The organism is Pseudomonas ogarae (genome assembly GCF_014268695.2).
Taxonomy (GTDB): Bacteria; Pseudomonadota; Gammaproteobacteria; order Pseudomonadales; family Pseudomonadaceae; genus Aquipseudomonas; species Aquipseudomonas kilonensis.
The window spans coordinates 540,018-563,423 of sequence record NZ_CP077086.1; the positions used below are offsets into that span (position 1 = coordinate 540,018).

The window sequence follows — 23,406 nt, forward strand, 5'->3', positions numbered from 1 at the left end:
GGTCTGTCAGCCAAATTGATCTTGGCTGATCCACCGCTATCGCGAGCAGGCTCGCTCCCACATAGAGGTTCCCCCCCGACATCTCAGAACGCCGCGCTGTAGGCAAACAACGCCGGTGCGCCACCGGTGTGCAGGAAGATGATCGGGCCTTCGTCGAAACGGTCGCGACCCATGCCGTCGAGCAGGCCGGCCATGGCCTTGCCGGTGTAGACCGGATCGAGCAACAGCCCTTCCTGGCTGGCCAGTAGCTTGACCGCTGCCAGTGTCCCGGCGTTGGGTTCGCCGTAGCGGGGGGCGAAATATTCGTCCCACAGGTTCACTTTGAACGCCTCTGGAAGGGCGACTTCGAGCAACGCTGCCGTGCGCTCGGCCAGGCCCTGGACCTTCGGAAACTGGTCCTCCTCGCTGCGCGAAACCGTTACGCCGATGACAGGCAGCGCCGGCAGGGCTTCACTCAGCGCCAGCGCCAGGCCACTATGGGTCCCGGCACTGCCCGAGGCCAGTACCACGGCGGCGAACTCAATCCCGGTGTCCTTGATCTGCTCGGCCAGTTCCAGGCCAGCGCGCACATAACCCAGTGCGCCCAAGGCGTTCGAACCCCCAATCGGCACCAGGTAGGGTTTTTTCCCGTTGCTGCGCAGGCGACCGGCCAGCGCCTGTAGCTGCTCATCGGCGTTGTCCAGGTTGTCCACCAGCTCGACCTTGGCGTCGAACAACTCCAGCAGCAACCGGTTGCCGTTGCCCAGGTAATTGCTGTCTTCGGTGCCGATGGGGTTTTCCAGCAAGGCCACGCAGCCCAGGCCCAGCTTTGCGGCGAGGGCAGCGGTCTGGCGTACATGGTTGGACTGGATCGCCCCGGCGGTGATGAGGGTATCGGCGCCTTGGGCGATGGCATCGGCGGCCAGGTATTCGAGCTTGCGCAGTTTGTTGCCGCCCAAGGCCAGGGGCGTCAGGTCGTCACGCTTGATATAGATGTCCCGGCCGAGCCAGGTGGAGAGGCGGTCGAGTTTTTCCAGCGGTGTCGGATGGCCGAGCAGGTCGAGACGGTTAAAGCGAGACAGCTGTTGTTTGATCATGGGTCCGTACTGGTTGTAGGCGATGCCTGGACTATAGGCACGCCGATATTCATGGGCAACCGGCATGTGGGAGCGAGCTTGCTCGTGATAGCGGCCTGACATTCAACATCTTCATTGACTGCTACACCGCTATCGCGAGCAAGCTCGCTCCCACAGGGGCTTGGCGCCAGTGAACGAATGCCCTCCAGGCAACGTCATACCCTCTCGTGGGCTAGTGTAGGAAGCGTGCCGTCGAGCCCTGCGATTAGTCCTTAGCTACCTATTCATGTTTAACTTGAACGCTCATTCAAGTTAAACCGTCGGTTTGCTGCCCGCTCACAACAGGAGGCTTGCCTTTGCCGAGTCCGTTTTCGACCACCCCGATTCTTTTTCCCGAGGAGCTTGTTTCATGAGTGCCTCGTCCCTTCCACCCAGCGGCCTGGTCCGCATGAACCCGCCGGTCTTTTACTTCGCCGCGACCTTCATCCTGCTGTTCGGCCTGGTGGTGATTGCCATGCCCGCGCAGGCCGGCGCCTGGCTGCTGGCGGCCCAGAACTGGGCGGCCAATACGGTCGGCTGGTACTACATGCTGGCGATGACGCTGTATCTGGTCTTCGTGGTGGTCACCGCCTTGTCCGGCTACGGCAAGATCAAGCTCGGTGCCGACCACGACGAACCCGAATTCAGTTATCTGTCCTGGGCCGGCATGTTGTTCGCCGCCGGCATCAGCATCACGCTGTTTTTCTTCTGTGTTTCCGAGCCGCTGACCCACATGGTCCAGCCGCCCCAGGGCGAGGCTGGCAACGCGCAAGCGGCACGGCAGGCCATGCAGATCCTGTTCCTGCACTGGGGTCTGCACGGCTGGGGCGTTTTCGCGTTCGTCGGCATGGCCCTGGCGTACTTCGCCTACCGGCACAATTTACCGCTGGCCCTGCGTTCGGCGCTGTACCCGCTGATCGGCAAGCGCATCAACGGTCCCATCGGCTACGCCGTGGACGGCTTCGGCATTATCGCCACGGTGTTCGGCCTCGGCGCGGACATGGGCTTTGGTGTGCTGCACCTCAATTCCGGGCTCGACTACCTGTTCGGCATCGCCCACACCCAGTGGATTCAGGTCGGCCTGATCGTGCTGATGATGGGCGCGGCGATCATTGTGGCGGTGGCCGGTGTCGACAAGGGCGTGCGGGTCATGTCCGACATCAACATGTTGCTGGCCTGTGCGCTGTTGCTGTTCGTGTTGTTCGCCGGGCCCACCCAGCATTTGCTCAACACCTTGATCCAGAACATCGGCGATTACCTCGGCGCCCTGCCGATGAAGAGCTTTGACCTGTACGCCTACAACGAACCCAGTGACTGGCTGGGCGGCTGGACGGTGTTCTACTGGGCCTGGTGGATCGCGTGGTCGCCGTTCGTGGGGCTGTTCATCGCGCGGATTTCCCGTGGCCGCACCATCCGTGAATTCGTGTTTGGCGTGCTGCTGATTCCCCTGGGTTTCACCCTGGCGTGGATGTCGATCTTCGGCAACAGCGCCATCGACCAGGTGCTGAACCACGGCATGAGTGCCCTGGGCATGTCCGCCCTGGAAAACCCATCGATGAGCCTTTATCTGCTGCTGGAAACCTACCCCTGGAGCAAGACCGTCATCGCCGTCACGGTGTTCATCAGCTTCGTGTTCTTCGTCACGTCCGCCGACTCCGGCACCGTGGTGCTGTCGACGTTGTCGGCCAAGGGCGGCAACCCCGATGAGGACGGGCCGAAATGGCTGCGGGTGTTCTGGGGCGCGATGACGGCCCTGGTGACCAGTGCGTTGCTGTTCTCCGGCAGCATCGATGCCTTGAAGTCGGCGGTGGTACTGACGTCCTTGCCGTTCTCGTTGATTCTGCTGCTGATGATGTGGGGCCTGCACAAGGCGTTCTACCTGGAGTCCCAGAAGCAGATCGCGCAATTGCACTCCCTGGCTCCGGTATCGGGTTCACGTCGGGGCACGGGCGGCTGGCGCCAACGCTTGAGCCAGGCGGTGCATTTTCCGTCCCGTGATGAGGTGTACCGTTTCCTCGACACCACGGTGCGTCCGGCCATTGAAGAGGTGACGGCGGTGTTCGTCGAAAAGGGCCTGACGGTGGTGACCCAGCCCGACCCGGCCAACGACAACGTCAGCCTGGAGATCGGCCACGGCGAGCAGCATCCGTTCATCTATCAGGTGCAGATGCGCGGCTACTTCACGCCGTCCTTCGCCCGCGGCGGCATGGGCTCGAAGGAACTCAACAACCGTCGTTACTACCGTGCCGAGGTGCACTTGAGCGAAGGCAGCCAGGATTACGACCTGGTGGGCTACACCAAGGAACAAATCATCAACGACATCCTCGACCAGTACGAGCGCCACCTGCAGTTTCTGCATTTGGTGCGCTGATCGAGGCGCTAGGCCTTCCATTGTCACTGGCCTCATCGCGAGCAAGCTCGCTCCCACAGGGTTAAGTGGTTCCCTCCTGTAAGGTTAGTGATTTCCTTGTGGGAGCGAGCCTGCTCCGGGCGGCGATCCGACGATAGCGGCTTGACTGGCGACGCAGGAAAAAGCCTCAGACCAGCCCGCCATTGGCCCGCAGGATCTGCCCGTTCACCCAGCCAGCGGCCGGGCTCACCAGGAACGCGATGATGCTGGCAATGTCTTGCGGCTGGCCGAGGCGTTCCAGGGGCGGCATCTTGGCGTAGTGCTGCACCTGCTCCTCACTCTTGCCGTGCATGAACAGTTCGGTCGCGACGGGGCCGGGGGCCACGGCATTGACCGTGATCTGCCGACCGCGCAATTCCTTGGCAAACACCTGGGTCAGGGATTCCACCGCGGCCTTGCTGGCGATGTACACCGAGTAGCCGGGCAGGTTCAGGCCCACGGTGCTGCTGGAAAAATTCACGATCCGGCCCCCGTCATTCAAACGGGTCGCGGCCTCGCGCAGGGTATTGAAGGTGCCACGGGTGTTGATAGCGAACGTCTGGTCGAACAGCTCGTCGCTGTGCTGCGCCAGGGGCATCACCTGGAGGATGCCGGCGTTGTTGATCAACACATCGACCTTGCCCAGTTGCGCTTCGGTTTCATCGAACATCCGACGAACATCGGTGGCAGAGGACACGTCTGCCTTCACCGCTATGGCTTGGTGGCCGGCCTGGCGCAATTGCACCACCAACTTGGACGCCTCGCTGGCGCTGTTGGCGTAGTTGATGACGACGGCGAAACCCTCGCTGGCCAGTTGCTTGGCGATTTCGGCGCCGATGCCGCGGGAAGCACCGGTAACGATGGCAACTTTGGACGTTTGAGTCGGCATGTTTGAGTCCTCTTGAAGTGGGTGAAGTCAGGTTCACATGTTTACTCTCGGCGATAAATGCCCGAAAGTTGCCTTGACTGTTCAACAATCACTAACAATAAAGGCGCCGGATTCAGATGGATCAAGTCAAAGCGATGAAGGTGTTCGTGCGCATCTACGAGCGAAGCAGCTTCACCCTGGCCGCTGAAGACTTGAACATGCCACGGGCCACGCTGACCCACACCCTCAATCAATTCGAAGCCTGGCTGGGCGTTCGCTTGTTGGAGCGCAGCACTCGCAAGGTGCGCCCGACCCTCGATGGCGAAGCCTATTACCCACGCTGCGTGCAATTGCTGGCGGAACTTGAAGAAGCCGAACTGGCGTTTCGCGGCGTGGCGCCCAAAGGCAAGTTGAGGGTGGACTTGCACGGAACCCAGGCACGGTATTTCGTGATTCCGGCGTTGCCGCAATTCATGGCCCGCTATCCCGAAATAGAACTGTTCATCAGCGAGGCCGATCGTTTCGTCGATCTGATCGCCGAAGGCGTCGATTGCGTGCTGCGCTCCGGTGAGCTGGCGGATTCGTCATTGATCGGTCGGCGTGTCGCCAATCTCCGGCAGATCACCTGTGCCAGTCCCGGTTACTTGCGCCAGTATGGCGAGCCGAAAAGCCTCGATGACTTGAAACATCACAGAGCGGTGAACTACGTCTCGCGGACCACCGCCAAACTCTATCCGTTTGAGTTCATGGTCGATGGCGAACTCAGGGAGGTACCGATCGGAGGCTCGCTGTCGGTGTCCGGCGCCGAAATCTATGCCGCCTCGGCCATCGCCGGCCTGGGCCTGATCCAATGCCCGCATTACCGGATGGAAGAACCGATCCGGCAAGGCCTGATGCAGGAAGTCCTCACCGCCACCCCACCACCGTCCATGCCGGTGTCGGTGCTCTATCCGCACAACCGACTCATGTCGCCGCGGGTTCGTGTATTCGTGGATTGGGTGGCGGAGGTGTTTGCGCAGGCGCGTTAGTGTGCCCCGTAGTTATCGTTGTCCTTGTGGGAGCGAGCTTGCTCGCGATGAGGCCTTGCCAAGCGATATTTTCATTGGCTGATCCACCGCTATCGCGAGCAAGCTCGCTCCCACTCTATTTGCGAACTTTCAGCCTGACCGATGCGTCTGTGAAGTGTTAGCTTCTGCCACCAGCGTCCGAACAGAGAGCCTTTCGATGACCTACACCGCTGCGCAAAACCGCTACGAGTCCATTCCTTATCGCCGCGTCGGTCGCAGCGGGCTGGTGCTGCCGGCGCTGTCGCTGGGGTTGTGGCACAACTTTGGCGACAGCACGCCCATCGATACCCAGCGCGCCTTGCTGCGCACGGCGTTTGACCTGGGCATCAACCACTTCGACCTGGCAAACAACTACGGTCCTCCCTACGGCAGCGCCGAGATCAATTTCGGCCGGTTGCTGCGTGAAGATTTCAAGCAGTACCGCGATGAGTTGATCATCTCCAGCAAGGCCGGTTGGGACATGTGGCCGGGTCCTTACGGCCAGGGCGGTGGCTCGCGCAAATACGTGCTCGCCAGCCTCGACCAGAGCCTGCAACGCCTGGGGCTGGACTATGTGGATATCTTTTATTCCCACCGCTTCGATCCCGACACCCCACTGGAAGAAACCGCCAGCGCACTGGCCACTGCCGTACAGCAGGGCAAGGCGTTGTACATCGGCATTTCCTCGTATTCCGGGGTGAAGACCCGGGAAATGGCAGCGCTGCTCAAAGAGTGGAAAGTCCCGCTGCTGATTCACCAGCCGGCCTACAACCTGCTCAACCGCTGGGTGGAAAAGGACCTGCTGGACGCCACCGACGAACTGGGTACCGGTGTGATCGCTTTCACGCCACTGGCCCAGGGCCTGTTGACCGACAAGTACCTCAAGGGTATTCCGGCCGATGCGCGGGTGAATCGTCCGGGCGGCGGCTCTTTGCAGGCTTCGCACCTGTCGGAGGAAAACATCGCCCATGTACGTGCCCTCAATGAGATCGCCCAGCGGCGCGGCCAAAGCCTGGCGCAAATGGCCCTGGCCTGGACCCTGCGCGATCCCCGCGTGACCAGCGCGCTGATTGGTGCCAGTCGGCCGGAGCAGATTATCGAGAACGTCGGGGCGCTGAAGAACCTGAGCTTCAGCGCTGAAGAGCTGGCCGAGATCGACCGGTTTGCCCAGGAAGGCGGGATCAATCTTTGGGAGAAGCCTTCGTCGGCTGAGTAACGAATCGGCTGATCTGCAATGATCAGCTGAATACACAATCCTGTGGCGAGGGGATAAATCCCCTCGCCACAAGAACAATTCAGATTCAGTGCCTCACCTGAAAAACGGCACATCCCCCAACACCGTCGCCCGGTGCATCACCCGGCGGGCGGGGCGGTAGTCATCGACGGCAAAGTGCTGGGTGACGCGGTTGTCCCAGAACGCCACGTCGTTGACCTGCCAGCGCCAGCGCAGGGTGAACTCCGGGCGGGTGGCGTGGGCGAAGAGCAGTTTCAGGATCACCTCGCTTTCGGTTTCCGACAGCTCGTTGATCCGCGTCGTGAAGCCTTCATTGACGAACAGCGACCGTCGCCCGCTCACCGGATGAGTGCGGATCACCGGATGGGACAGTGGCGGGTTTTTCCGCCGTGCCTCTTCCCAGCGCGCCAGGTCTTCGGCGGTGTTGCCAAACCGTTCCAATGGAAAGGACCGGGTGAAATCGTGGGTCGCTGTCAGGCCTTCCAGCAAGCGTTTCAAAGGGGCTGACAGCGCTTCGTAGGCCGCGATGCCGCTGGCCCACAACGTGTCGCCGCCAAACGCCGGCAGTAGCTTGGCGCTGAGCACCGCGCCCAGGGCCGGCGTCGGTAAAAAAGTTACGTCGGTGTGCCACACGGCGTTGTCGCGGACATCGGTGACGGCGGTGTCGAGCACCAGTACTTCGGGCTGCTCCGGTACGTTGGGGTAGATCGGGTGAATGTGCAGGTCGCCAAAATACGCGGCGAAACGCGCTTGTTGCGTCGGGTCGATCGGCTGGTCGCGAAAGAACAACACCTGATGCTTGAGCAAGGCCTGCTCGATGGCCTCGCGATGTTCCGGGTTCAGCGGCTGGCTGATATCGATCCCACTGATCTGCGCGCCGAGGGCTGTGCTCAAGGGAGTAATGGTCGGGCGGTTCATCGTCGTGTTCTCGGATTGGGGCGCCGAATGGTCGGCGTGGTCATTGGCTATCAATGGGCCTGGCCGTGCCATGGCACCAGTTTGCGTTGCAGGGCGCGCAGGCCCATTTCCATGGCGAAGGCGATCAGTGCGATCATCAGGATCCCCAGCACCACCACGTCGGTGACCAGGAACTGCGCCGCCGACTGCACCATGAACCCCAGGCCACTGGTGGCGGCGATCAACTCGGCGGCCACCAGCGTCGACCAACCCACGCCCAGGCCAATGCGAATGCCGGTGAGAATGTCCGGCAGGGCACCGGGCACGATCACATGGCGAATCAACTGGGCCCGGGTGGCGCCCAACGATTGCGCAGCGCGTAGCTTGGCCCGGTCGACGGTGCGCACACCGGTGGCGGTGGCAATGGCAATCGGGGCGAAGATCGCCAGGTAGATCAACAGCACCTTCGACAACTCGCCGATGCCGCACCAGATCACGATCAACGGCAAGTACGCCAACGGCGGAATTGGCCGGTAGAACTCGATCAACGGGTCGAGCACGCCGCGCGCGATGCGGTTGGCGCCAATGGCGATGCCCACCGGCACCGCCGTCAGCACCGCGAACAACAGGCCCAGGCCGATGCGTTCAAGGCTGGCGGCCAGGTGCTGCCAGAGGGTCGAGTCCATGTAGCCGCTGGTCGCCAGCAGCCAACCTTTTTGCAGTACGGCAGACGGCGAGGGCAGGAACAGCGGTTCGATCAGGCCGCTGGCGGTGACGGCCCACCAGACCGCCAGCAGTGCGATCAGGGTCAAGCCGCTGATCCAGCGCGTACTCAGGCTGGGCCTCAAGCCGCCGGCCGGGCGCTTGCTCGTCGTTTCACTGACGGCGGCTGGAATTTCGTAGCTGCTCATGCGCGCTCCTGTGGCCGAGTGGCGCTGCGTTGGGAGAACACCTTGGCGAGCACATGCTCGCGGGTTTCGATAAAGCGCGGGTCGGACTTGATCGACCGCGCCGACTCCCCGGCCCCGTAGCGCTGGCCGAAATCCAGGCTCAGGCGCTCGACGATCTGCCCCGGGTTCGGTGCCAACAGAATCAAGTCAGTGGCGAGGAACACGGCTTCTTCAATGTCATGGGTGATCAGGAACACCGGCTTGGCGGTGCGCTGCCAGACCTGCAGCAACAGTTCCTGCATCTGCTCGCGGGTGAAGGCGTCCAGCGCCCCGAAAGGTTCGTCCATCAACAGCACGCGCGGGTCGGCTGCCAGTGCCCGGGCCAGGCCGACGCGTTGCTTCTGGCCGCCGGAGAGCTGCCAGACACGGCGTTGCTCGAAACCGGCCAGGTCCACCAGGGCAAGCATTTCCCGGGCCCGGGCTTCGCGCTTTTGCTTGCCGACCCCAGCCAGTTCCAGGCCGAACCCAACGTTGGCCAGCACGTCCTGCCAAGGCAGCAGTGCATCGTCCTGGAACACCACGCCGCGCTCGGCGCTCGGGCCCTTGACGGGCGTGCCGTCGAGGGTGATCTGCCCGGCGCTGGGCTCGACGAACCCGGCAATCAGGTTCAACAGCGATGTCTTGCCACTGCCGGACGGGCCGAGGGCAACCAGCAATTGCTGGGGCCCCAGGGTCAGTGAAATATCCGCCAGCACCGGTTCCGCCGCGCCGGGGTACTGTGCGCTGATGCGCTCCAGCTGTAGCAAGGCCATCGCGTGTCTCCCTTTTTTCGCTCAACGAGTGATGTATTTGGCGCTGACGTAGGGCGCGTAGTCCGGCAGCACCGCTTCGACCTTGCCTTGCTGCTTGAGGAAGGCTGCGGTGTCGGTGATGGCTTGGGTGGTCGGTGCGCCGAGGCTCACGACCTGATCGGCCGCCAGGGGAAAGACGTTGCCTTGCAGCAACAGCGGGATATCGCTGGCCTTGGCGCCGGAGAGCTTCACCAGTTTGTCGACGTTGGACGCATCGGCCAGCCAGGCTTGTGGGTCATTGCGGTATTGGGCGTAGGCATCCAGGGTCACTTTGGCGAAGGCTGTGACAATTTCAGGATGTTTCTGGGCGAAGTCCTTGCGCACGATCCAGGCGTCGAAGGTCGGGGCGCCGAACTTGGCCAGTTCCGCGGAGGTGATCAGGACCTTGCCGTTTTCCTTGGCCACGCCCAGGGCCGGGTCCCAGACGTAGGTGGCGTCGATGTCGCCGCGCTTCCAGGCGGCGATGATGGCCGGTGGCGCCAGGTTGAGTACGGTGACTTTCGACGGATCGATGTTCCAGTGTTTCAACGCGGCGAGCAGGCTGTAGTGCCCGGTGGACACGAAGGGCACGGCGATTTTCTTGCCGATCAGGTCCTGTGGAGAGTTGATGCCCGAACCGTCACGAACCACCAAGGCTTCGGCGGCGCCGATCTGGGTGGCGATGAGGAAGGTTTCCACCGGGACCTTGCGGGTGATGGCCGCCGTCAACGGGCTGGAACCGAGGTAGCCGATCTGCACGTCGCCCGAGGCGATGGCGGTGATGACATCGGCGCCGTTGTCGAACTTGCGCCAGTCGATCTTGGTTTGGGTGGCTTTTTCATAGGCGCCGTCGGCCTGGGCGACTTTGGCCGGGTCGACGGTGGTCTGGTAAGCGACGGTCAGGTCGGCCGCCTGGGCAAACAGACTCGTTGCAGCCAGGGAGGCGGCCGCGAGAATGCGAAGGGGGAAACTCAAAGACATGGGAAGCTCCTCAACAGGCCGCCGGATGTTCGGCGTTGGAGGAGACTAAATGATCTAAGAATTAGAAAATAAATAACTTTTTAGAATGAGCTTATTTTCGAAAAAATCTATAAACATCGACTGGAAACCCTTGTGGCGAGGGAGCTTGCTCCCGCTGGACTGTGCAGCAGGCCCATTTTTACGACTGTTGCGCAGCCGAGCGGGAGCAAGCTCCCTCGCCACAAAAAGCGTTCTCGCACGCAGGGATTCAGTTACTGATCGCCAGGATGCTCGCCTGATACGAACCCACGAACACGTCGAAATCCCCCACCTCGTTCTGCTCCAGCTCAGTTTGCCGAACCAGGGATGCACTGGCGGTTTCTTCGAATGCAGCCTGTTCCTGGGCAGGCAAGGGCTCGGCGCGGAAGAATTCGGCGTGGGCCTTGCTTTGACGCAGGGAGAACTGGGCGAAGCTTTCCTGATGCTCGGCCATGGCGGCCAGCACTTGGGCGGAGGGCGTCAGGGACGGATCGCGGACTTTCGCCAATTGCGCGTCCAGTGCCTGGCGGTGGGCATCGCCACCTTGGCTCTGGTCGAGCAGCGAGGCCAGCGGGGCGATTTTTTCCAGCAATTCGACGGCCCAGGCCTGCATGTCCACCGACTGACCCTGGCGCTGCAATTGCAGGCCAGGTTTGCGGCCTTCCTTGACCACGGTCAGGAAGTTGCTCGTGGCGTTGCCGCATTCGTTGTTTTCCAGCTGCGGGCTGTCATTGAGACCGCAATACAGCAGGAACGCATCGAGGAATCGCGACTCGGTGAGGTCGATGCCCATCGGCAGGAACGGGTTGATGTCCAGGCAACGCACTTCGACGTACTGGATACCCCGGGCCATCAAGGCCTGGATCGGCCGCTCGCCGGTGTAGGTCACGCGTTTGGGGCGGATGTTGGAGTAGTACTCGTTTTCGATCTGCAGGATGTTGGTGTTGAGCTGCACCCACTCGCCGTTCTGGTGAGTGCCGACTTCGACGTACGGTGCATAAGGCGTCGCCACCGCTTTGCGCAGGCTGTCGGTGTAACTGGCCAGGTCGTTGTAGCAAGGCGTGAGGCCGGCCTGGGCGTTGCTCTGGTAACCCAGGTCGCTCATGCGCAGGCTGGTGGCGTAGGGCAGGTACAAGGTGTCCGGGTCCAGTTGCTCCAACTGGTGCGGGCGACCCCGCAGGAAACCGGCGTCCAGGGCCGGCGAGGCACCGAACAGGTACATCAGCAACCAGCTGTAGCGGCGGAAATTGCGGATCAGCGCGATGTAGGCCGACGACTGGAAGTCACGGTCGCTGGCCTCGACGCCTTCGGCCTGCCGGAGCAGGGGCCAGAGCTTTTCCGGCAGGGAAAAGTTGTAGTGGATCCCGGCAATGCATTGCATGGTCTTGCCGTAGCGCAGGGCCAGGCCCTGGCGATAGACGTACTTGAGCCGACCGATGTTCGAGGTGCCGTAATACGCGATCGGGATGTCCTCTTCCGCCGGCAGCGGGCACGGCATTGAAGGGCTCCACAGGTACTCGTCGCCAAGTTTGCTGTAGGCAAACCGGTGAATCTTGTCGAGGCTGCGCAGGGTATCGGCCGGGTTGGCCAGGGCCGGCGTGATGAACTCCAGCAGCGACTCGGAATAGTCGGTAGTGATCTGTTCGTTGGTCAGCGCCGAACCCAGGGCCTTGGGATGCGGGGTCTGCGCCAGGTGCCCATCGCCGGTGACGCGCAGGCATTCACGCTCGATGCCGTGCAGGCACTGTTCGAGCAGGGAGAGGTTGGCGCGCTCGCCGAGCAGGGCCAGGCGGCGGTTTAAAAGGTCGCTCAAGTTGAATTCCTTCACGCGTCAGTCGCCCCAATATGGGGGTGGGCAAGACGGTCTACAAGGGTGAAGTTGAAACTGGCGTTTTCGCCTGGTTTTCATGCTGCCAAAGACAATCATCACACCCCCTGTGGGAGCGAGCCTGCTCGCGATAGCGGTCTGTCAGTCAACTTTTATATTGACTGGTCCACCGCTATCGCGAGCAGGCTCGCTCCCACAAGGGGTTTCGGCGCGGCATTCATGGCATCGAAATTAACTCAAATCGATGACAGGGAGCTATAGGACAGCGAACGTGCCTTGCGCTTTTGCGACCAGTTTGTCGCCTTGCATCACCTCGGCCTCGACCACCAGCGTGCGCCGGCCGGGGTGGATGACCCGGGCGGTGCACAACACGTCGCCGTCGGACACGGCGCGAATGTAGTTGATCTTGCATTCGATGGTCGCGCTCTGCTGGTCAAAGCCATGGACACCGGAGCAGGCCAGTCCCATGGCAATGTCCACCAGGCTGAACAGCGCGCCGCCGTGCAGCTTGCCGCCGCGATTGCGCAGCGGCGGCTCAAGGCTCAGGGCGACTTGCGCCACCCCGTCCCCAAGGCTGTGCAGACGGCAGCCGAGCAGCTTGAAGAACGCGCTCTCCACCAACCCGGCAGGCACGTCCATCAGCGTTTCTTCAACTGCTTGGCGTTGGCGAACAACGAGGCCATGGCGTTGTTGGACGGAGCCGCGGTGGTGGTCTCCTTGCGTGGCGCGGTGTTCTGCGACTGGCGTGGCGTCGAACCAGGACGTGCACCACGGGCACCGTCGACTTTCTCGCCCGGCGTGTCGCTCATGCGCATCGACAGGCCGACGCGTTTGCGCGGGATGTCGACTTCCATGACCTTCACTTTCACCACATCACCGGCCTTCACCGCTTCGCGCGGGTCCTTGATGAACTTCTCGGACAAGGCCGAGATGTGCACCAGACCGTCCTGGTGCACGCCGATGTCGACGAAGGCACCGAAGTTGGTGACGTTGGTCACCACGCCTTCGAGGATCATGCCCGGTTGCAGGTCCTTGAGGTCTTCGACGCCGTCCTGGAACTCGGCGGTCTTGAACTCGGGGCGCGGGTCTCGGCCCGGTTTCTCCAGTTCCTGGAGGATGTCGGTGACGGTGGGCAGGCCGAAGGTTTCGTCGGTGAACTTCTTAGGATCCAGGCGCTTGAGGAACCCGGCGTCACCGATCAGCGAACGAATGTCGCGGTCGGTCTGGGCGGCGATGCGTTGCACCAGCGGGTAGGCTTCAGGGTGGACAGCGGAGGAGTCCAGCGGGTTGTCGCCGTTCATCACCCGCAGGAAGCCGGCGGCCTGTTCGAAGGTCTTTTCACCCAGGCGCGGGACTTTCTTCAGCGCGGCGCGGGTCTTGAACGCGCCATGTTCGTCACGGTGGGTGACGATGTTCTGCGCCAGCGTGGCATTCAGGCCAGAGATACGCGCCAACAGCGCCACCGAAGCGGTGTTCACGTCCACGCCCACGGCGTTCACGCAATCTTCCACCACCGCGTCCAGGCCGCGGGCCAGTTTCAGTTGGGAAACGTCGTGCTGGTACTGGCCGACACCGATGGATTTCGGGTCGATCTTCACCAGTTCCGCCAGCGGGTCCTGCAGGCGACGGGCGATGGACACCGCGCCACGGATCGACACGTCCAGGTCCGGGAATTCCTTGGAGGCCAGTTCCGATGCCGAGTAAACCGAAGCGCCGGCCTCGGAGACCATGACCTTGGTCATCTTCATGGCTGGGTATTTCTTGATCAGTTCGGCGGCCAGCTTATCGGTCTCGCGGCTGGCGGTGCCGTTGCCGATGGCGATCAGGTCCACTGAATGCTTGGCGCACAGGGCGGCGAGCACGGCGAGGGTCTGGTCCCACTTGTTGTGCGGCACGTGCGGGTAGACCGTGGCGTGGTCCAGCAGTTTGCCGGTGGAATCCACCACCGCCACCTTGCAACCGGTGCGCAGGCCCGGGTCCAGGCCCAGGGTGGCGCGTGGGCCGGCCGGTGCGGCCAGCAGCAGGTCATGCAGGTTGTGGGCGAACACGTTGATCGCCTCGGTCTCGGCGTTATCGCGCAACTCGCCCAGCAGGTCGGTTTCCAGGTGGGTGTAGAGCTTGACCTTCCAGGTCCAGCGCACCACCTCGGCCAGCCATTTGTCGGCGGCGCGATTCTGGTTCTGGATGCCGAACTGCTGGCCGATCATGCCTTCGCACGGGTGCATGGTGCCGGGCAATTCTTCACCGACTTTCAGTGCGGAGCTGAGAATGCCTTCGTTGCGACCACGGAAAATCGCCAGGGCGCGGTGGGACGGCATGCTCTTGAGCGGTTCGTCGTGTTCGAAGTAGTCGCGGAACTTCGCGCCTTCCTCTTCCTTGCCTGCGATCACCCGGGCACTGAGGGTGGCTTCCTGCTTGAGGTAGCTGCGCAGTTTTTCCAGCAGGTTGGCGTCTTCGGCGAAACGCTCCATGAGGATGTACTTGGCGCCTTCCAGCGCCGCTTTTACGTCCGCCACGCCTTTTTCGGCATCGACGAAGCGCGCGGCTTCGGCTTCCGGGGCCAGGGTCGGATCGTTGAACAGGCCGTCGGCCAGCTCGCCGAGGCCCGCTTCCAGGGCGATCTGGCCCTTGGTGCGGCGCTTTTGCTTGTAGGGCAGGTACAAGTCTTCGAGGCGGGTCTTGGTGTCGGCCAGCTTGATGTCGCGCTCAAGTTGCGGGGTCAGCTTGCCCTGCTCCTGGATGCTGGCCAGGATGCTGATACGCCGTTCGTCGAGTTCTCGCAGGTAGCGCAGGCGTTCTTCCAGGTGCCGCAATTGGGTGTCATCGAGGCTGCCGGTCACTTCTTTCCGGTAACGGGCGATGAAAGGCACCGTGGAGCCTTCATCGAGTAGCGCGACGGCCGCTTCGACCTGTTGTGGGCGTACACCGAGTTCCTCGGCGATGCGGCTGTTGATGCTGTCCATAAAACCACCTGACAAATTGTGAAATCAGGCTCGCCGCCGCAGAAGCAGGGCTCGGCGAGACTGGTTGAGCGGCCTGGCATGCGCCGCTGCCTGGGTCAAAAGGCTGCCTGTTGACCCGCGAAATTCAAAAAGTGCTGCCTGGCCAAGGGCAAAAAAATGTCACGCCGGGGTCACGATCCGGCATTCCCTGGCACAAAAGGCCGCGCATTATAACCAGCGTTCCGTCCTGAGGGGGGGACATGGTCTGTAGGCTTGATGCCCGGATTTGTGGAGATAGAGGAAAAATCTGCTAACAATGCACACGGTGCGTATAACGGCAGCTAGGCCATAATGCGCGCCGAGATCAAAGGAGCTTCCTATGAGCAGCACTGCACAAACTGCTGAAGGCGAAAAAATTCTTATTGTTGACGACGATCCGGGGCTGAGCAGCTTGCTGGAACGCTTTTTCGTCAGCAAGGGCTACCGCGCCCGCACCGTACCGAACACCGAGCAAATGGACCGACTGCTGGCCCGTGAAGTTTTCAACCTGGTGGTGCTCGACCTGATGCTGCCCGGTGAGGACGGCCTGACAGCCTGCCGCCGCCTGCGCGGTGCCAACAACCAGATCCCGATCATCATGCTCACCGCCAAGGGCGACGAGCTGAGCCGTATCAAGGGCCTTGAACTGGGCGCCGACGATTACCTGGCCAAGCCGTTCAACCCCGACGAGCTGATGGCCCGCGTCAAGGCGGTGCTGCGTCGCCAGTCGGCGCCGGTACCTGGCGCGCCAGGCAGCGAAGATGAGAGCGTGACCTTCGGCGACTATGAGCTGTCCCTGGCCACTCGCGAGCTCAAGCGCGGCGATGAGGTCCACATGCTCACCACCGGTGAGTTCGCCGTGCTCAAGGCGCTGGTGATGAACGCCCGCCAGCCGCTGACCCGCGACAAGTTGATGAACCTGGCCCGTGGTCGTGAATGGGATGCGCTGGAGCGCTCCATCGACGTGCAGATTTCCCGCCTGCGCCGGATGATCGAACCCGATCCTTCCAAGCCGCGGTATATCCAGACCGTCTGGGGCGTGGGTTATGTGTTCGTACCGGATGGCGCCGCCAGCAAGTGATCGGCGATTTGTAGGAGCGGGTGGCCTGGCCGGTTGAAATGTCTTCTTCCAGGCGACTCGCGGTCTGTCATTGTGCGAGCATCGCTCGCTCCTGCAAGTGTGTAGCGGTTATTCATGAAAACCCCCGTTTGGTTCCCCCAGAGTTTCTTCTCCCGCACCCTCTGGCTGGTGCTGATCGTCGTGCTCTTCTCCAAGGCACTGACGCTGGTGTACCTGCTGATGAACGAAGACGTTCTCGTGGACCGGCAGTACAGCCACGGCGTTGCCTTGACCCTGCGGGCCTATTGGGCGGCGGACGAAACCAACCGAGCGAAAATTGCCGAGGCGGCGACGCTGATCCGCGTTGTCGGGGCCGGCGTGCCGGAGGGCGAGCAGCACTGGCCCTACAGCGAGATCTATCAACGCCAGATGCAGGCCGAACTGGGCGCCGATACCGAGGTGCGATTGCGCATGCACTCGCCGCCGGCGCTGTGGGTGCGGGCCCCGAGCCTGGGGGATGGCTGGCTGAAAGTGCCGTTGTACCCGCATCCGCTGCGCGGCCAGAAAATCTGGAACGTGCTCGGCTGGTTCCTGGCCATCGGCCTGCTGTCGACGGCGTCGGCTTGGATTTTCGTCAGCCAGCTCAACCAACCGTTGAAACGCCTGGTCTACGCCGCCCGCCAACTGGGCCAGGGGCGCAGCGTGCGGCTGCCCATCAGCGATACGCCCAGCGAGATGACCGAGGTCTACCGTGCTTTCAACCAGATGGCCGAGGATGTCGAACAGGCCGGGCGCGAGCGCGAACTGATGCTCGCTGGCGTCTCCCATGACCTGCGCACGCCGCTGACCCGGCTGCGGTTGTCGCTGGAGTTGATGGGCGAGCACACCGACCTGACCGACGAGATGGTCCGCGACATCGAGGACATGGACGCGATTCTCGACCAGTTCCTGGCGTTCATTCGCGACGGTCGTGACGAGTCGGTGGAAGAGGTGGACCTCAGTGAACTGGTGCGGGAAGTGGCCGCGCCCTATAACCAGAACGATGAGAAAGTGCACCTGCGCCTGGAGCCGATCCAACCGTTCCCGTTGCGCCGCGTGTCGATGAAGCGTTTGCTGAACAACCTGATCGGCAATGCGCTGAACCACGCGGGCACCGGTGTCGAAGTCGCGGCCTATGTCTCCGGTGACACCAGCGCGCCTTACGTGGTGCTGAGCGTCATGGACCGTGGCGCCGGCATCGATCCCTCTGAGCTGGAAGCCATTTTCAACCCCTTCACTCGCGGTGATCGCGCCCGGGGCGGGAAGGGCACGGGGCTGGGCCTGGCCATCGTCAAGCGCATAGCCTCGATGCACGGCGGCAATGTCGAGCTGCGTAACCGCGTCGGTGGTGGGTTGGAAGCTCGGGTGCGCTTGCCGTTGGGCTTGATGCTGCCTCGGGATGCGGTGTAGCGGTCTCTCTCAAGTCAGGCAGAGAACCTGTGGGAGCGGGCTTGCTCGCGAAAACGGTGTATCAGGGACAATGATGTTGACTGACACACCGCTTTCGCGAGCAAGCCCGCTCCCACAGGTTTTGTACTGGTGCGTTAACCCTTGCCCTTGGTCCGGGTCATGTTCGGCCCGCCATTCTTTTCCAAATGCTCGATGATGATCCCTGCCACGTTCTTGCTCGTGGTGGTCTCGATCCCTTCCAGGCCGGGCGAGGAGTTGACCTCCATCACCAGCGGTCCGTGGTTGGAGCGCAGGATGTCCACGCCCGCCACGGCCAGGCCCATGACTTTTGCGGCCCGCAGGGCGGTCATGCGTTCTTCCGGAGTGATCTTGATCAGGCTGGCACTACCACCGCGATGCAGGTTGGAGCGAAACTCTCCGGGCTTGGCCTGGCGTTTCATCGAGGCAATCACTTTGTCGCCGACGACGAAGCAGCGGATGTCCGCGCCACCGGCTTCCTTGATGTACTCCTGGACCATGATGTTCTGCTTCAGGCCCATGAACGCCTCGATCACCGATTCCGCCGCCGTTGCGGTTTCACACAAGACCACTCCGATGCCCTGGGTGCCTTCCAGCACCTTGATCACCAGCGGTGCGCCATTGACCATCGCAATCAGGTCGGGAATGTCGTCGGGGGAGTGGGCAAAACCGGTTACGGGCAGGCCGATCCCGCGCCGTGACAGCAACTGCAGCGAGCGCAACTTGTCCCGGGAGCGGGCGATGGCCACCGACTCGTTGAGGGGAAACACCCCCATCATTTCGAACTGACGCAACACGGCGCAGCCATAGAACGTCACCGATGCGCCGATGCGCGGGATCACCGCATCGAACCCTTCCAGCGGCTTGCCACGGTAATGGATCTGCGGCTTGTGGCTGGCAATGTTCATGTAGGCGCGCAGGGTATCGATCACCACCATTTCATGGCCTCGTTCGGTCCCGGCTTCAACCAGGCGACGAGTGGAATACAGACGCGGATTACGCGACAGCACAGCGATCTTCATGCAACACCTGTGGCAGAGGTAGTGGACACCGGGAATGCCGGCTTGTCTTGAACGTATTTGGTACCCGGATTGACCACCAGTTGGCCGTCGATCAAGGCTTTGGAACCCAGTAGCAGGCGATATCGCATGGATTTGCGGCAGGCAAGGGTGAACTCGACCCGCCAGACCCGGTCACCCAGCGCCAGCGTGGTGCTGATCACGTAGCGGACCTGAGCGTGGCCGTTGGAACTCTTTATGGTCTTGCGGGCCACCAGCGGCGCTTCGCAGCGGCGATGGCGCAACTGCACCACCGTGCCGAGGTGCGCAGTGAAGCGCACCCACTTTTCGCCATCGCGCTCGAACGGCTCGATGTCGGTGGCATGCAGGCTGGAGGTGCTGGCGCCGGTGTCGATTTTTGCCCGCAGGCCCACGACTCCCAGATCCGGGAGCGCCACCCACTCGCGCAGACCGACAACGGTCAAATGGTCAAAAGTCTTCAATAAAAAAACCTGCGATCAGTACATCGGATCGTGGACTCCGCGAATCGCGGTATTCACGCAGAATAATCACAAAATGGCGACAGTTATCTACGCACTTGTTTGTGCTTGTAACCGATTGCGACCCAAGCCATGTGTGTGACGGTGGTTCGGCGGGCATTCTATCCGTCGGGCCGGATTCGTGCGCTCGACAAAAACGGTAGTACAGTTCCGGCTATTGGCAGAAAAGAGGAAACGCAGTGGCACAAAAAAAGGAAGAGGACGACAAGGTCCGTCTCGATAAATGGTTGTGGGCGGCACGATTCTACAAGACGCGGGCCCTGGCCAAGACCGCCATCGAAAGCGGCAAGGTCCATCACCGGGGAGAGCGTTGCAAACCGGGCAAAGAGCCCCGCGTTGGCGATGAGTTTGTCATCCGCACCGGGTTCGATGAAAAGACCGTGGTAGTCGAGGCCCTGTCGATCGTGCGTCGCGGCGCACCTGAAGCGCAGACGCTGTATCGCGAAACCGAAGCCAGTATCGCCAAGCGTGAAACCGCCGCCGCGCAACGCAAGGCCGGCGCCCTGGGTGTCAGCACCGACGGCAAGCCGAGCAAGAAGCAGCGCCGGGACCTGTTCAAGTTTCGTGGCAGCAATAGCGAATAAAGCGCCGATCATTTCACCGGTGGCGAGGGAGCTTGCTCCCGCTCGGTTGCGCAGCGACCGTAAGATTTTGGGGGCGCTGCGCAGCCCAGCGGGAGCAAGCTCCCTCGCCACAATGTGTCAGCCTACACATTCAGATGAGGCGTCAGCCCCTTCCCGTCAGGCAAACCCAAGCCTTGCTTGGAACCCGCCCTGAATGCCCATAAAATGCCCGCCATCATTTGTCATCACCTCAGATACCAGACCCTATGACTGATTTACCGGATACCGACTACACCCAACGTTTCATCTTCGATGACAGCGACGCCCGTGGCGAGCTGGTGGCGTTGGAGCGTAGCTACGCCGAAGTCCTCGCCAAGCACCCCTACCCCGAGCCGGTCGCACAAATGCTCGGCGAGCTGATGGCGGCTGCGGCGTTGTTGGTGGGCACCTTGAAGTTCGATGGCTTGCTGATTCTCCAGGCGCGTTCCGATGGTCCGGTGCCGTTGCTGATGATCGAGTGCTCCAGTGAGCGCGAAATCCGTGGCCTGGCCCGTTATGACGCCGAGCAGATCGGGCCTGACGCAACGCTGGCCGATATGATGCCCAATGGCGTGCTGGCCCTCACGGTCGATCCGACCCAAGGCCAGCGTTACCAGGGAATTGTCGATCTGGACGGGGCAACCCTGGCCGATTGCTTCACCAACTACTTCGTCATGTCCCAGCAGACCAATACCCGCTTCTGGCTTTACGCCGACGGGCGGCGCGCTCGCGGTTTACTGCTGCAGCAACTGCCTGCCGACCGTCTGCGCGACCCGGAAGAACGTGACGCCAGTTGGCAGCACATCACCGCTCTGGCCAGCACCCTGAGCGCCGATGAGCTGTTGAGCCTGGACAACGAAACCGTGCTGCATCGCCTCTATCACGAGGAGCAGGTACGCTTGTTCGACGGCCAGCCGTTGCGCTTCCAATGCAGTTGCTCTCGTGAACGTTCCGCCAATGCGCTGGTCAGTCTGGGTCTGGAAGATGCGCAGCAACTGGTGATCGAGCATGGCGGTGCCATCGAGGTCGATTGCCAGTTTTGCAACGAGCGCTACCTGTTCGACGCGGCGGACATCGCTCAATTGTTCGCTGGTGCGGGTGTCGACACACCGTCAGATACTCGTCACTAAAACGTTTCAGCGCAGGTAAATCTCCTGGCAAACGCCGGATTTACGCCGTACTGACGGGAGGGCCCTACTCTTTTTGGGGTTTTCTGGCATAATCCGGCCCACTTTTTTCGGGTAGTAGTGCGCGACTTCCTACTACAAAACGTTTGGAGCACTCGGCCACGGGCCGACGGGGAATCTCATGACGCAAGCCAATAACGCCGTGTACACCGATCTGAGTGTCGATGATCTGGTCAAAGAAGCCCTGAATCGCGGTGAAGGCGAGCTTGCCGATACTGGCGCGCTGGTTGTTCGTACCGGTCATCGTACCGGTCGCTCGCCAGTCGACCGTTTCATCGTGGAAGAGCCAACCACCCAGGACGCCATCGCCTGGGGCCCGATCAACCGCAAGTTCCCGGCCGACAAGTTCGATGCCCTGTGGAGCCGCGTCGAAGCCTACCTGGGCGAGCGCGAGCGTTTCGTCTCCCACGTGCATGTAGGCTCCGATCCTGCGCACTACCTGCCAGTCAAGATGACCACCGAGACCGCGTGGCACAATCTGTTTGGCCGTTGCCTGTTCATCAACCCCGAGCAATACAACGCCGGCGGCAAGGATGAGTGGCAGATCCTCAACGCGCCGAATTTCGTTTGCGAGCCTGAGCGTGACGGCACCAACTCCGACGGCACCGTGATCATCAACTTCGCGGCCAAGAAAGTGCTGATCGCCGGCATGCGCTACGCCGGTGAAATGAAGAAAGCCCTGTTCTCCGTGCAGAACTTCCTGCTGCCGGCCGTTGACGTGCTGCCGATGCACTGCGCCGCGAACATGGGCGAAGAAGGCGATGTGACCCTGTTCTTCGGCCTGTCGGGCACTGGCAAGACCACCCTGTCCGCCGATGAAAGCCGTTACCTGATCGGTGACGACGAGCACGGCTGGGGCGTGGGCGTGGTCTTCAACATCGAAGGCGGCTGCTATGCCAAGTGCATCGACCTGTCCGAGAAGAACGAGCCGGTTATCTGGAAAGCCATCCAGCACGGCGCCGTACTGGAAAACGTCGTCCTGGACCCGGTCACCAAGAAAGCCGACTACGCCGACGACAGCCTGACCCAGAACAGCCGCGCCGCCTACCCGCGTGAGCTGATCGAAAAACGCGCACCGAAAAACCTCGGTGGCGAGCCAAACGCCGTGATCTTCCTGACCTGCGACCTGACCGGTGTACTGCCGCCAGTGTCGATCCTCAGCGAAGAACAAGCCGCCTACCACTTCCTGTCCGGCTACACCGCGCTGGTGGGTTCGACCGAAATGGGTTCGGGCAGCGGCATCAAGTCGACCTTCTCCACCTGCTTCGGCGCCCCGTTCTTCCCGCGTCCGGCTGGTGAATACGCTGAGCTGCTGATCAAGCGCATCCGTGGTTTCGGCTCCAAGGTCTACCTGGTCAACACCGGCTGGACCGGCGGCGGCTACGGCGTCGGCAAGCGCTTCAACATTCCGACCACCCGTGCGGTGATCGCGGCGATCCAGAGCGGCGCGCTGATCGGTGCTGAAACCGAACACCTGGACATCATCAACCTGGACGTGCCGCTGGCTGTCCCAGGCGTCGAGACTGTCCTGTTGAACCCACGCAACACCTGGGCCGACAAAGCTGCCTACGACGAAGCGGCCAAGGCATTGGCCGGTCTGTTCACCGAGAACTTCAAGAAGTTCGACGTGAGCGACGCGATCAAGGCTGCCGGTCCACAGCTGTAAGGCTTGGTTAGCGAATGAAAAAACCGCCCTTCATGGGCGGTTTTTTATGGGCGGCTATTTGTGTGAAAGCTGGAATGCACTTAGTTTGGAGGCTCGCTGCGCTGGCTTGGGGAAAATGAAAAGGCTGCGATTCCTGCGAGGCTTATGAACGTCGACCTAAAGTAACTGCCATTATTCCACCTGAAATAGAGGAATACAGCCAGAATAATGCCACTTAAGCCGTGCAGGTTGACTAGCCCCCTTCCACTTCCCGCGTATCCCATCGTTGCGCCTTGATTGCCTTGTAGAGCATGCCGATGGTCAGTGGCGTCTTGTTCCCACGGCCCTTGGCCCTGCGCTTTTGAAACACATCAAATCCTTCAGGCTGAAAATAGCGGTAGGCGTCATAGTCGATGAGCTCGATGGCGAAGCGCTCCTCCAGTGCCTCCATCAGATGCCGGGCGTCCGCGCCATCGCAACCCAGGTCGAGATTGATCGCGGTGTCCAGCCGGATGGTCTTGCGTTCAGGCAGGCCGATTTCTTCGTGTAGCAGCTCCATGAGCTGGCGCATGGTGTGATCGTCGGGGAAGTCTGGGGCGAGGTACATGGCGAGGTACATGGCGAGGTTTCCGGGGTGTTGGGGCGCGTCTGCATGGATGGAAAGCTTAGGGTGAAATCGTTGCCCGTTGGAAAAAGAAGAAACGTCGCACATATAGCGGCGAAAACGGATGTGGCATGGTTCCGTTTCATGAACAAAGTCTTGAGCGCCAGGCTGTATCATCCCGTATCGATTCGACCCCGACCTTTTCTCGACTCGCTGCATTGTCCCGC

20 protein-coding genes are annotated in these 23,406 nt (G+C 61.7%); 8 read left to right on the forward strand and 12 right to left on the reverse strand.

Annotation, left to right across the window (positions count from 1 at the left end; genetic code table 11):
* Positions 1 to 83 precede the first annotated feature (83 nt).
* Positions 84 to 1,076 carry a D-cysteine desulfhydrase gene (locus HU749_RS02290; protein WP_079301892.1) on the reverse strand — a complete coding sequence of 331 codons (993 nt, stop codon included), beginning with the start codon at positions 1,074 to 1,076 and terminating at the stop codon, positions 84 to 86.
* Positions 1,077 to 1,503: 427 nt separating this feature from the next.
* On the opposite strand from HU749_RS02290, the gene betT reads away from it, so the two are divergent.
* The gene (gene betT, locus HU749_RS02295; RefSeq protein ID WP_162843731.1) at positions 1,504 to 3,465 is read left to right on the forward strand and encodes a choline transporter BetT; all 1,962 of its coding nucleotides are present in this window, start codon (positions 1,504 to 1,506) and stop codon (positions 3,463 to 3,465) included.
* Between the two features lie 166 nt (positions 3,466 to 3,631).
* Here the strand turns inward: betT and HU749_RS02300 are convergent, their stop codons facing one another.
* Positions 3,632 to 4,372 (reverse strand): SDR family oxidoreductase, encoded by a 741-nt coding sequence (locus tag HU749_RS02300; protein ID WP_046065261.1) that lies wholly within the window; start codon positions 4,370 to 4,372, stop codon positions 3,632 to 3,634.
* 116 nt (positions 4,373 to 4,488) lie between these two features.
* On the opposite strand from HU749_RS02300, the gene HU749_RS02305 reads away from it, so the two are divergent.
* Positions 4,489 to 5,379, forward strand: a complete 891-nt coding sequence (locus HU749_RS02305) for a LysR family transcriptional regulator (protein ID WP_046065262.1) — start codon at positions 4,489 to 4,491, stop codon at positions 5,377 to 5,379.
* 196 nt (positions 5,380 to 5,575) lie between these two features.
* Entirely contained in the window at positions 5,576 to 6,613 is a 1,038-nt protein-coding gene (mgrA, locus tag HU749_RS02310; RefSeq protein ID WP_014336027.1) for an L-glyceraldehyde 3-phosphate reductase, read from the forward strand.
* Positions 6,614 to 6,706: 93 nt separating this feature from the next.
* Here mgrA and tauD read toward each other — a convergent pair whose 3' ends face one another.
* The 7 genes from tauD to HU749_RS02345 form a co-directional block, all read right to left on the reverse strand.
* A complete protein-coding gene (tauD, locus tag HU749_RS02315) occupies positions 6,707 to 7,549 on the reverse strand; it encodes a taurine dioxygenase (RefSeq protein ID WP_079301474.1) in 843 nt (280 codons plus the stop codon).
* A 50-nt stretch (positions 7,550 to 7,599) separates the two neighbouring features.
* Positions 7,600 to 8,439: a taurine ABC transporter permease TauC gene (gene tauC, locus HU749_RS02320; protein WP_186651445.1), complete on the reverse strand. Its 840-nt coding sequence runs from the start codon at positions 8,437 to 8,439 to the stop codon at positions 7,600 to 7,602.
* Positions 8,436 to 9,230, reverse strand: coding sequence for a taurine ABC transporter ATP-binding subunit (tauB, locus tag HU749_RS02325; protein ID WP_095963000.1), 795 nt, complete (start codon positions 9,228 to 9,230; stop codon positions 8,436 to 8,438). Before tauB ends, tauC begins: the two co-directional genes overlap by 4 nt.
* 21 nt (positions 9,231 to 9,251) lie before the next feature.
* A complete protein-coding gene (tauA, locus tag HU749_RS02330; RefSeq protein ID WP_186651443.1) occupies positions 9,252 to 10,229 on the reverse strand; it encodes a taurine ABC transporter substrate-binding protein in 978 nt (325 codons plus the stop codon).
* 247 nt (positions 10,230 to 10,476) lie between these two features.
* On the reverse strand, positions 10,477 to 12,060 hold the full coding sequence (gene gshA / locus HU749_RS02335) for a glutamate--cysteine ligase (protein ID WP_079301470.1): 1,584 nt from the start codon (positions 12,058 to 12,060) through the stop codon (positions 10,477 to 10,479).
* Between the two features lie 270 nt (positions 12,061 to 12,330).
* Positions 12,331 to 12,714, reverse strand: a complete 384-nt coding sequence (locus tag HU749_RS02340) for a PaaI family thioesterase (protein WP_186651441.1) — start codon at positions 12,712 to 12,714, stop codon at positions 12,331 to 12,333.
* Entirely contained in the window at positions 12,714 to 15,038 is a 2,325-nt protein-coding gene (locus HU749_RS02345; protein WP_046064045.1) for a Tex family protein, read from the reverse strand. Before HU749_RS02345 ends, HU749_RS02340 begins: the two co-directional genes overlap by 1 nt.
* A 358-nt stretch (positions 15,039 to 15,396) precedes the next feature.
* On the opposite strand from HU749_RS02345, the gene ompR reads away from it, so the two are divergent.
* Complete coding sequence (ompR, locus tag HU749_RS02350; RefSeq protein WP_003196691.1) at positions 15,397 to 16,137, forward strand: osmolarity response regulator transcription factor OmpR; 741 nt, start codon at positions 15,397 to 15,399, stop codon at positions 16,135 to 16,137.
* A 114-nt stretch (positions 16,138 to 16,251) separates the two neighbouring features.
* Positions 16,252 to 17,565 (forward strand): ATP-binding protein, encoded by a 1,314-nt coding sequence (locus HU749_RS02355; protein ID WP_003196694.1) that lies wholly within the window; start codon positions 16,252 to 16,254, stop codon positions 17,563 to 17,565.
* 134 nt (positions 17,566 to 17,699) lie between these two features.
* Here the strand turns inward: HU749_RS02355 and rimK are convergent, their stop codons facing one another.
* Both rimK and rimB read right to left on the reverse strand, forming a co-directional pair.
* Positions 17,700 to 18,605, reverse strand: a complete 906-nt coding sequence (gene rimK, locus HU749_RS02360) for a 30S ribosomal protein S6--L-glutamate ligase (RefSeq protein ID WP_003196697.1) — start codon at positions 18,603 to 18,605, stop codon at positions 17,700 to 17,702.
* Positions 18,602 to 19,084, reverse strand: coding sequence for a retropepsin-like aspartic endopeptidase RimB (rimB, locus tag HU749_RS02365; protein WP_018608792.1), 483 nt, complete (start codon positions 19,082 to 19,084; stop codon positions 18,602 to 18,604). The genes rimK and rimB overlap by 4 nt, the downstream gene beginning before the upstream one ends.
* A gap of 236 nt (positions 19,085 to 19,320) precedes the next feature.
* On the opposite strand from rimB, the gene HU749_RS02370 reads away from it, so the two are divergent.
* From HU749_RS02370 to HU749_RS02380, 3 genes are all read left to right on the forward strand, one after another.
* Positions 19,321 to 19,725, forward strand: a complete 405-nt coding sequence (locus HU749_RS02370) for an RNA-binding S4 domain-containing protein (RefSeq protein WP_014336037.1) — start codon at positions 19,321 to 19,323, stop codon at positions 19,723 to 19,725.
* A 245-nt stretch (positions 19,726 to 19,970) separates the two neighbouring features.
* Positions 19,971 to 20,873 (forward strand): Hsp33 family molecular chaperone HslO, encoded by a 903-nt coding sequence (gene hslO / locus HU749_RS02375; protein WP_014336038.1) that lies wholly within the window; start codon positions 19,971 to 19,973, stop codon positions 20,871 to 20,873.
* A 178-nt stretch (positions 20,874 to 21,051) separates the two neighbouring features.
* The gene (locus HU749_RS02380; protein ID WP_014336039.1) at positions 21,052 to 22,596 is read left to right on the forward strand and encodes a phosphoenolpyruvate carboxykinase; all 1,545 of its coding nucleotides are present in this window, start codon (positions 21,052 to 21,054) and stop codon (positions 22,594 to 22,596) included.
* A gap of 232 nt (positions 22,597 to 22,828) precedes the next feature.
* Here HU749_RS02380 and HU749_RS02385 read toward each other — a convergent pair whose 3' ends face one another.
* Positions 22,829 to 23,182, reverse strand: a complete 354-nt coding sequence (locus HU749_RS02385; RefSeq protein ID WP_046064046.1) for a DUF1493 family protein — start codon at positions 23,180 to 23,182, stop codon at positions 22,829 to 22,831.
* Positions 23,183 to 23,406: the final 224 nt, after the last annotated feature.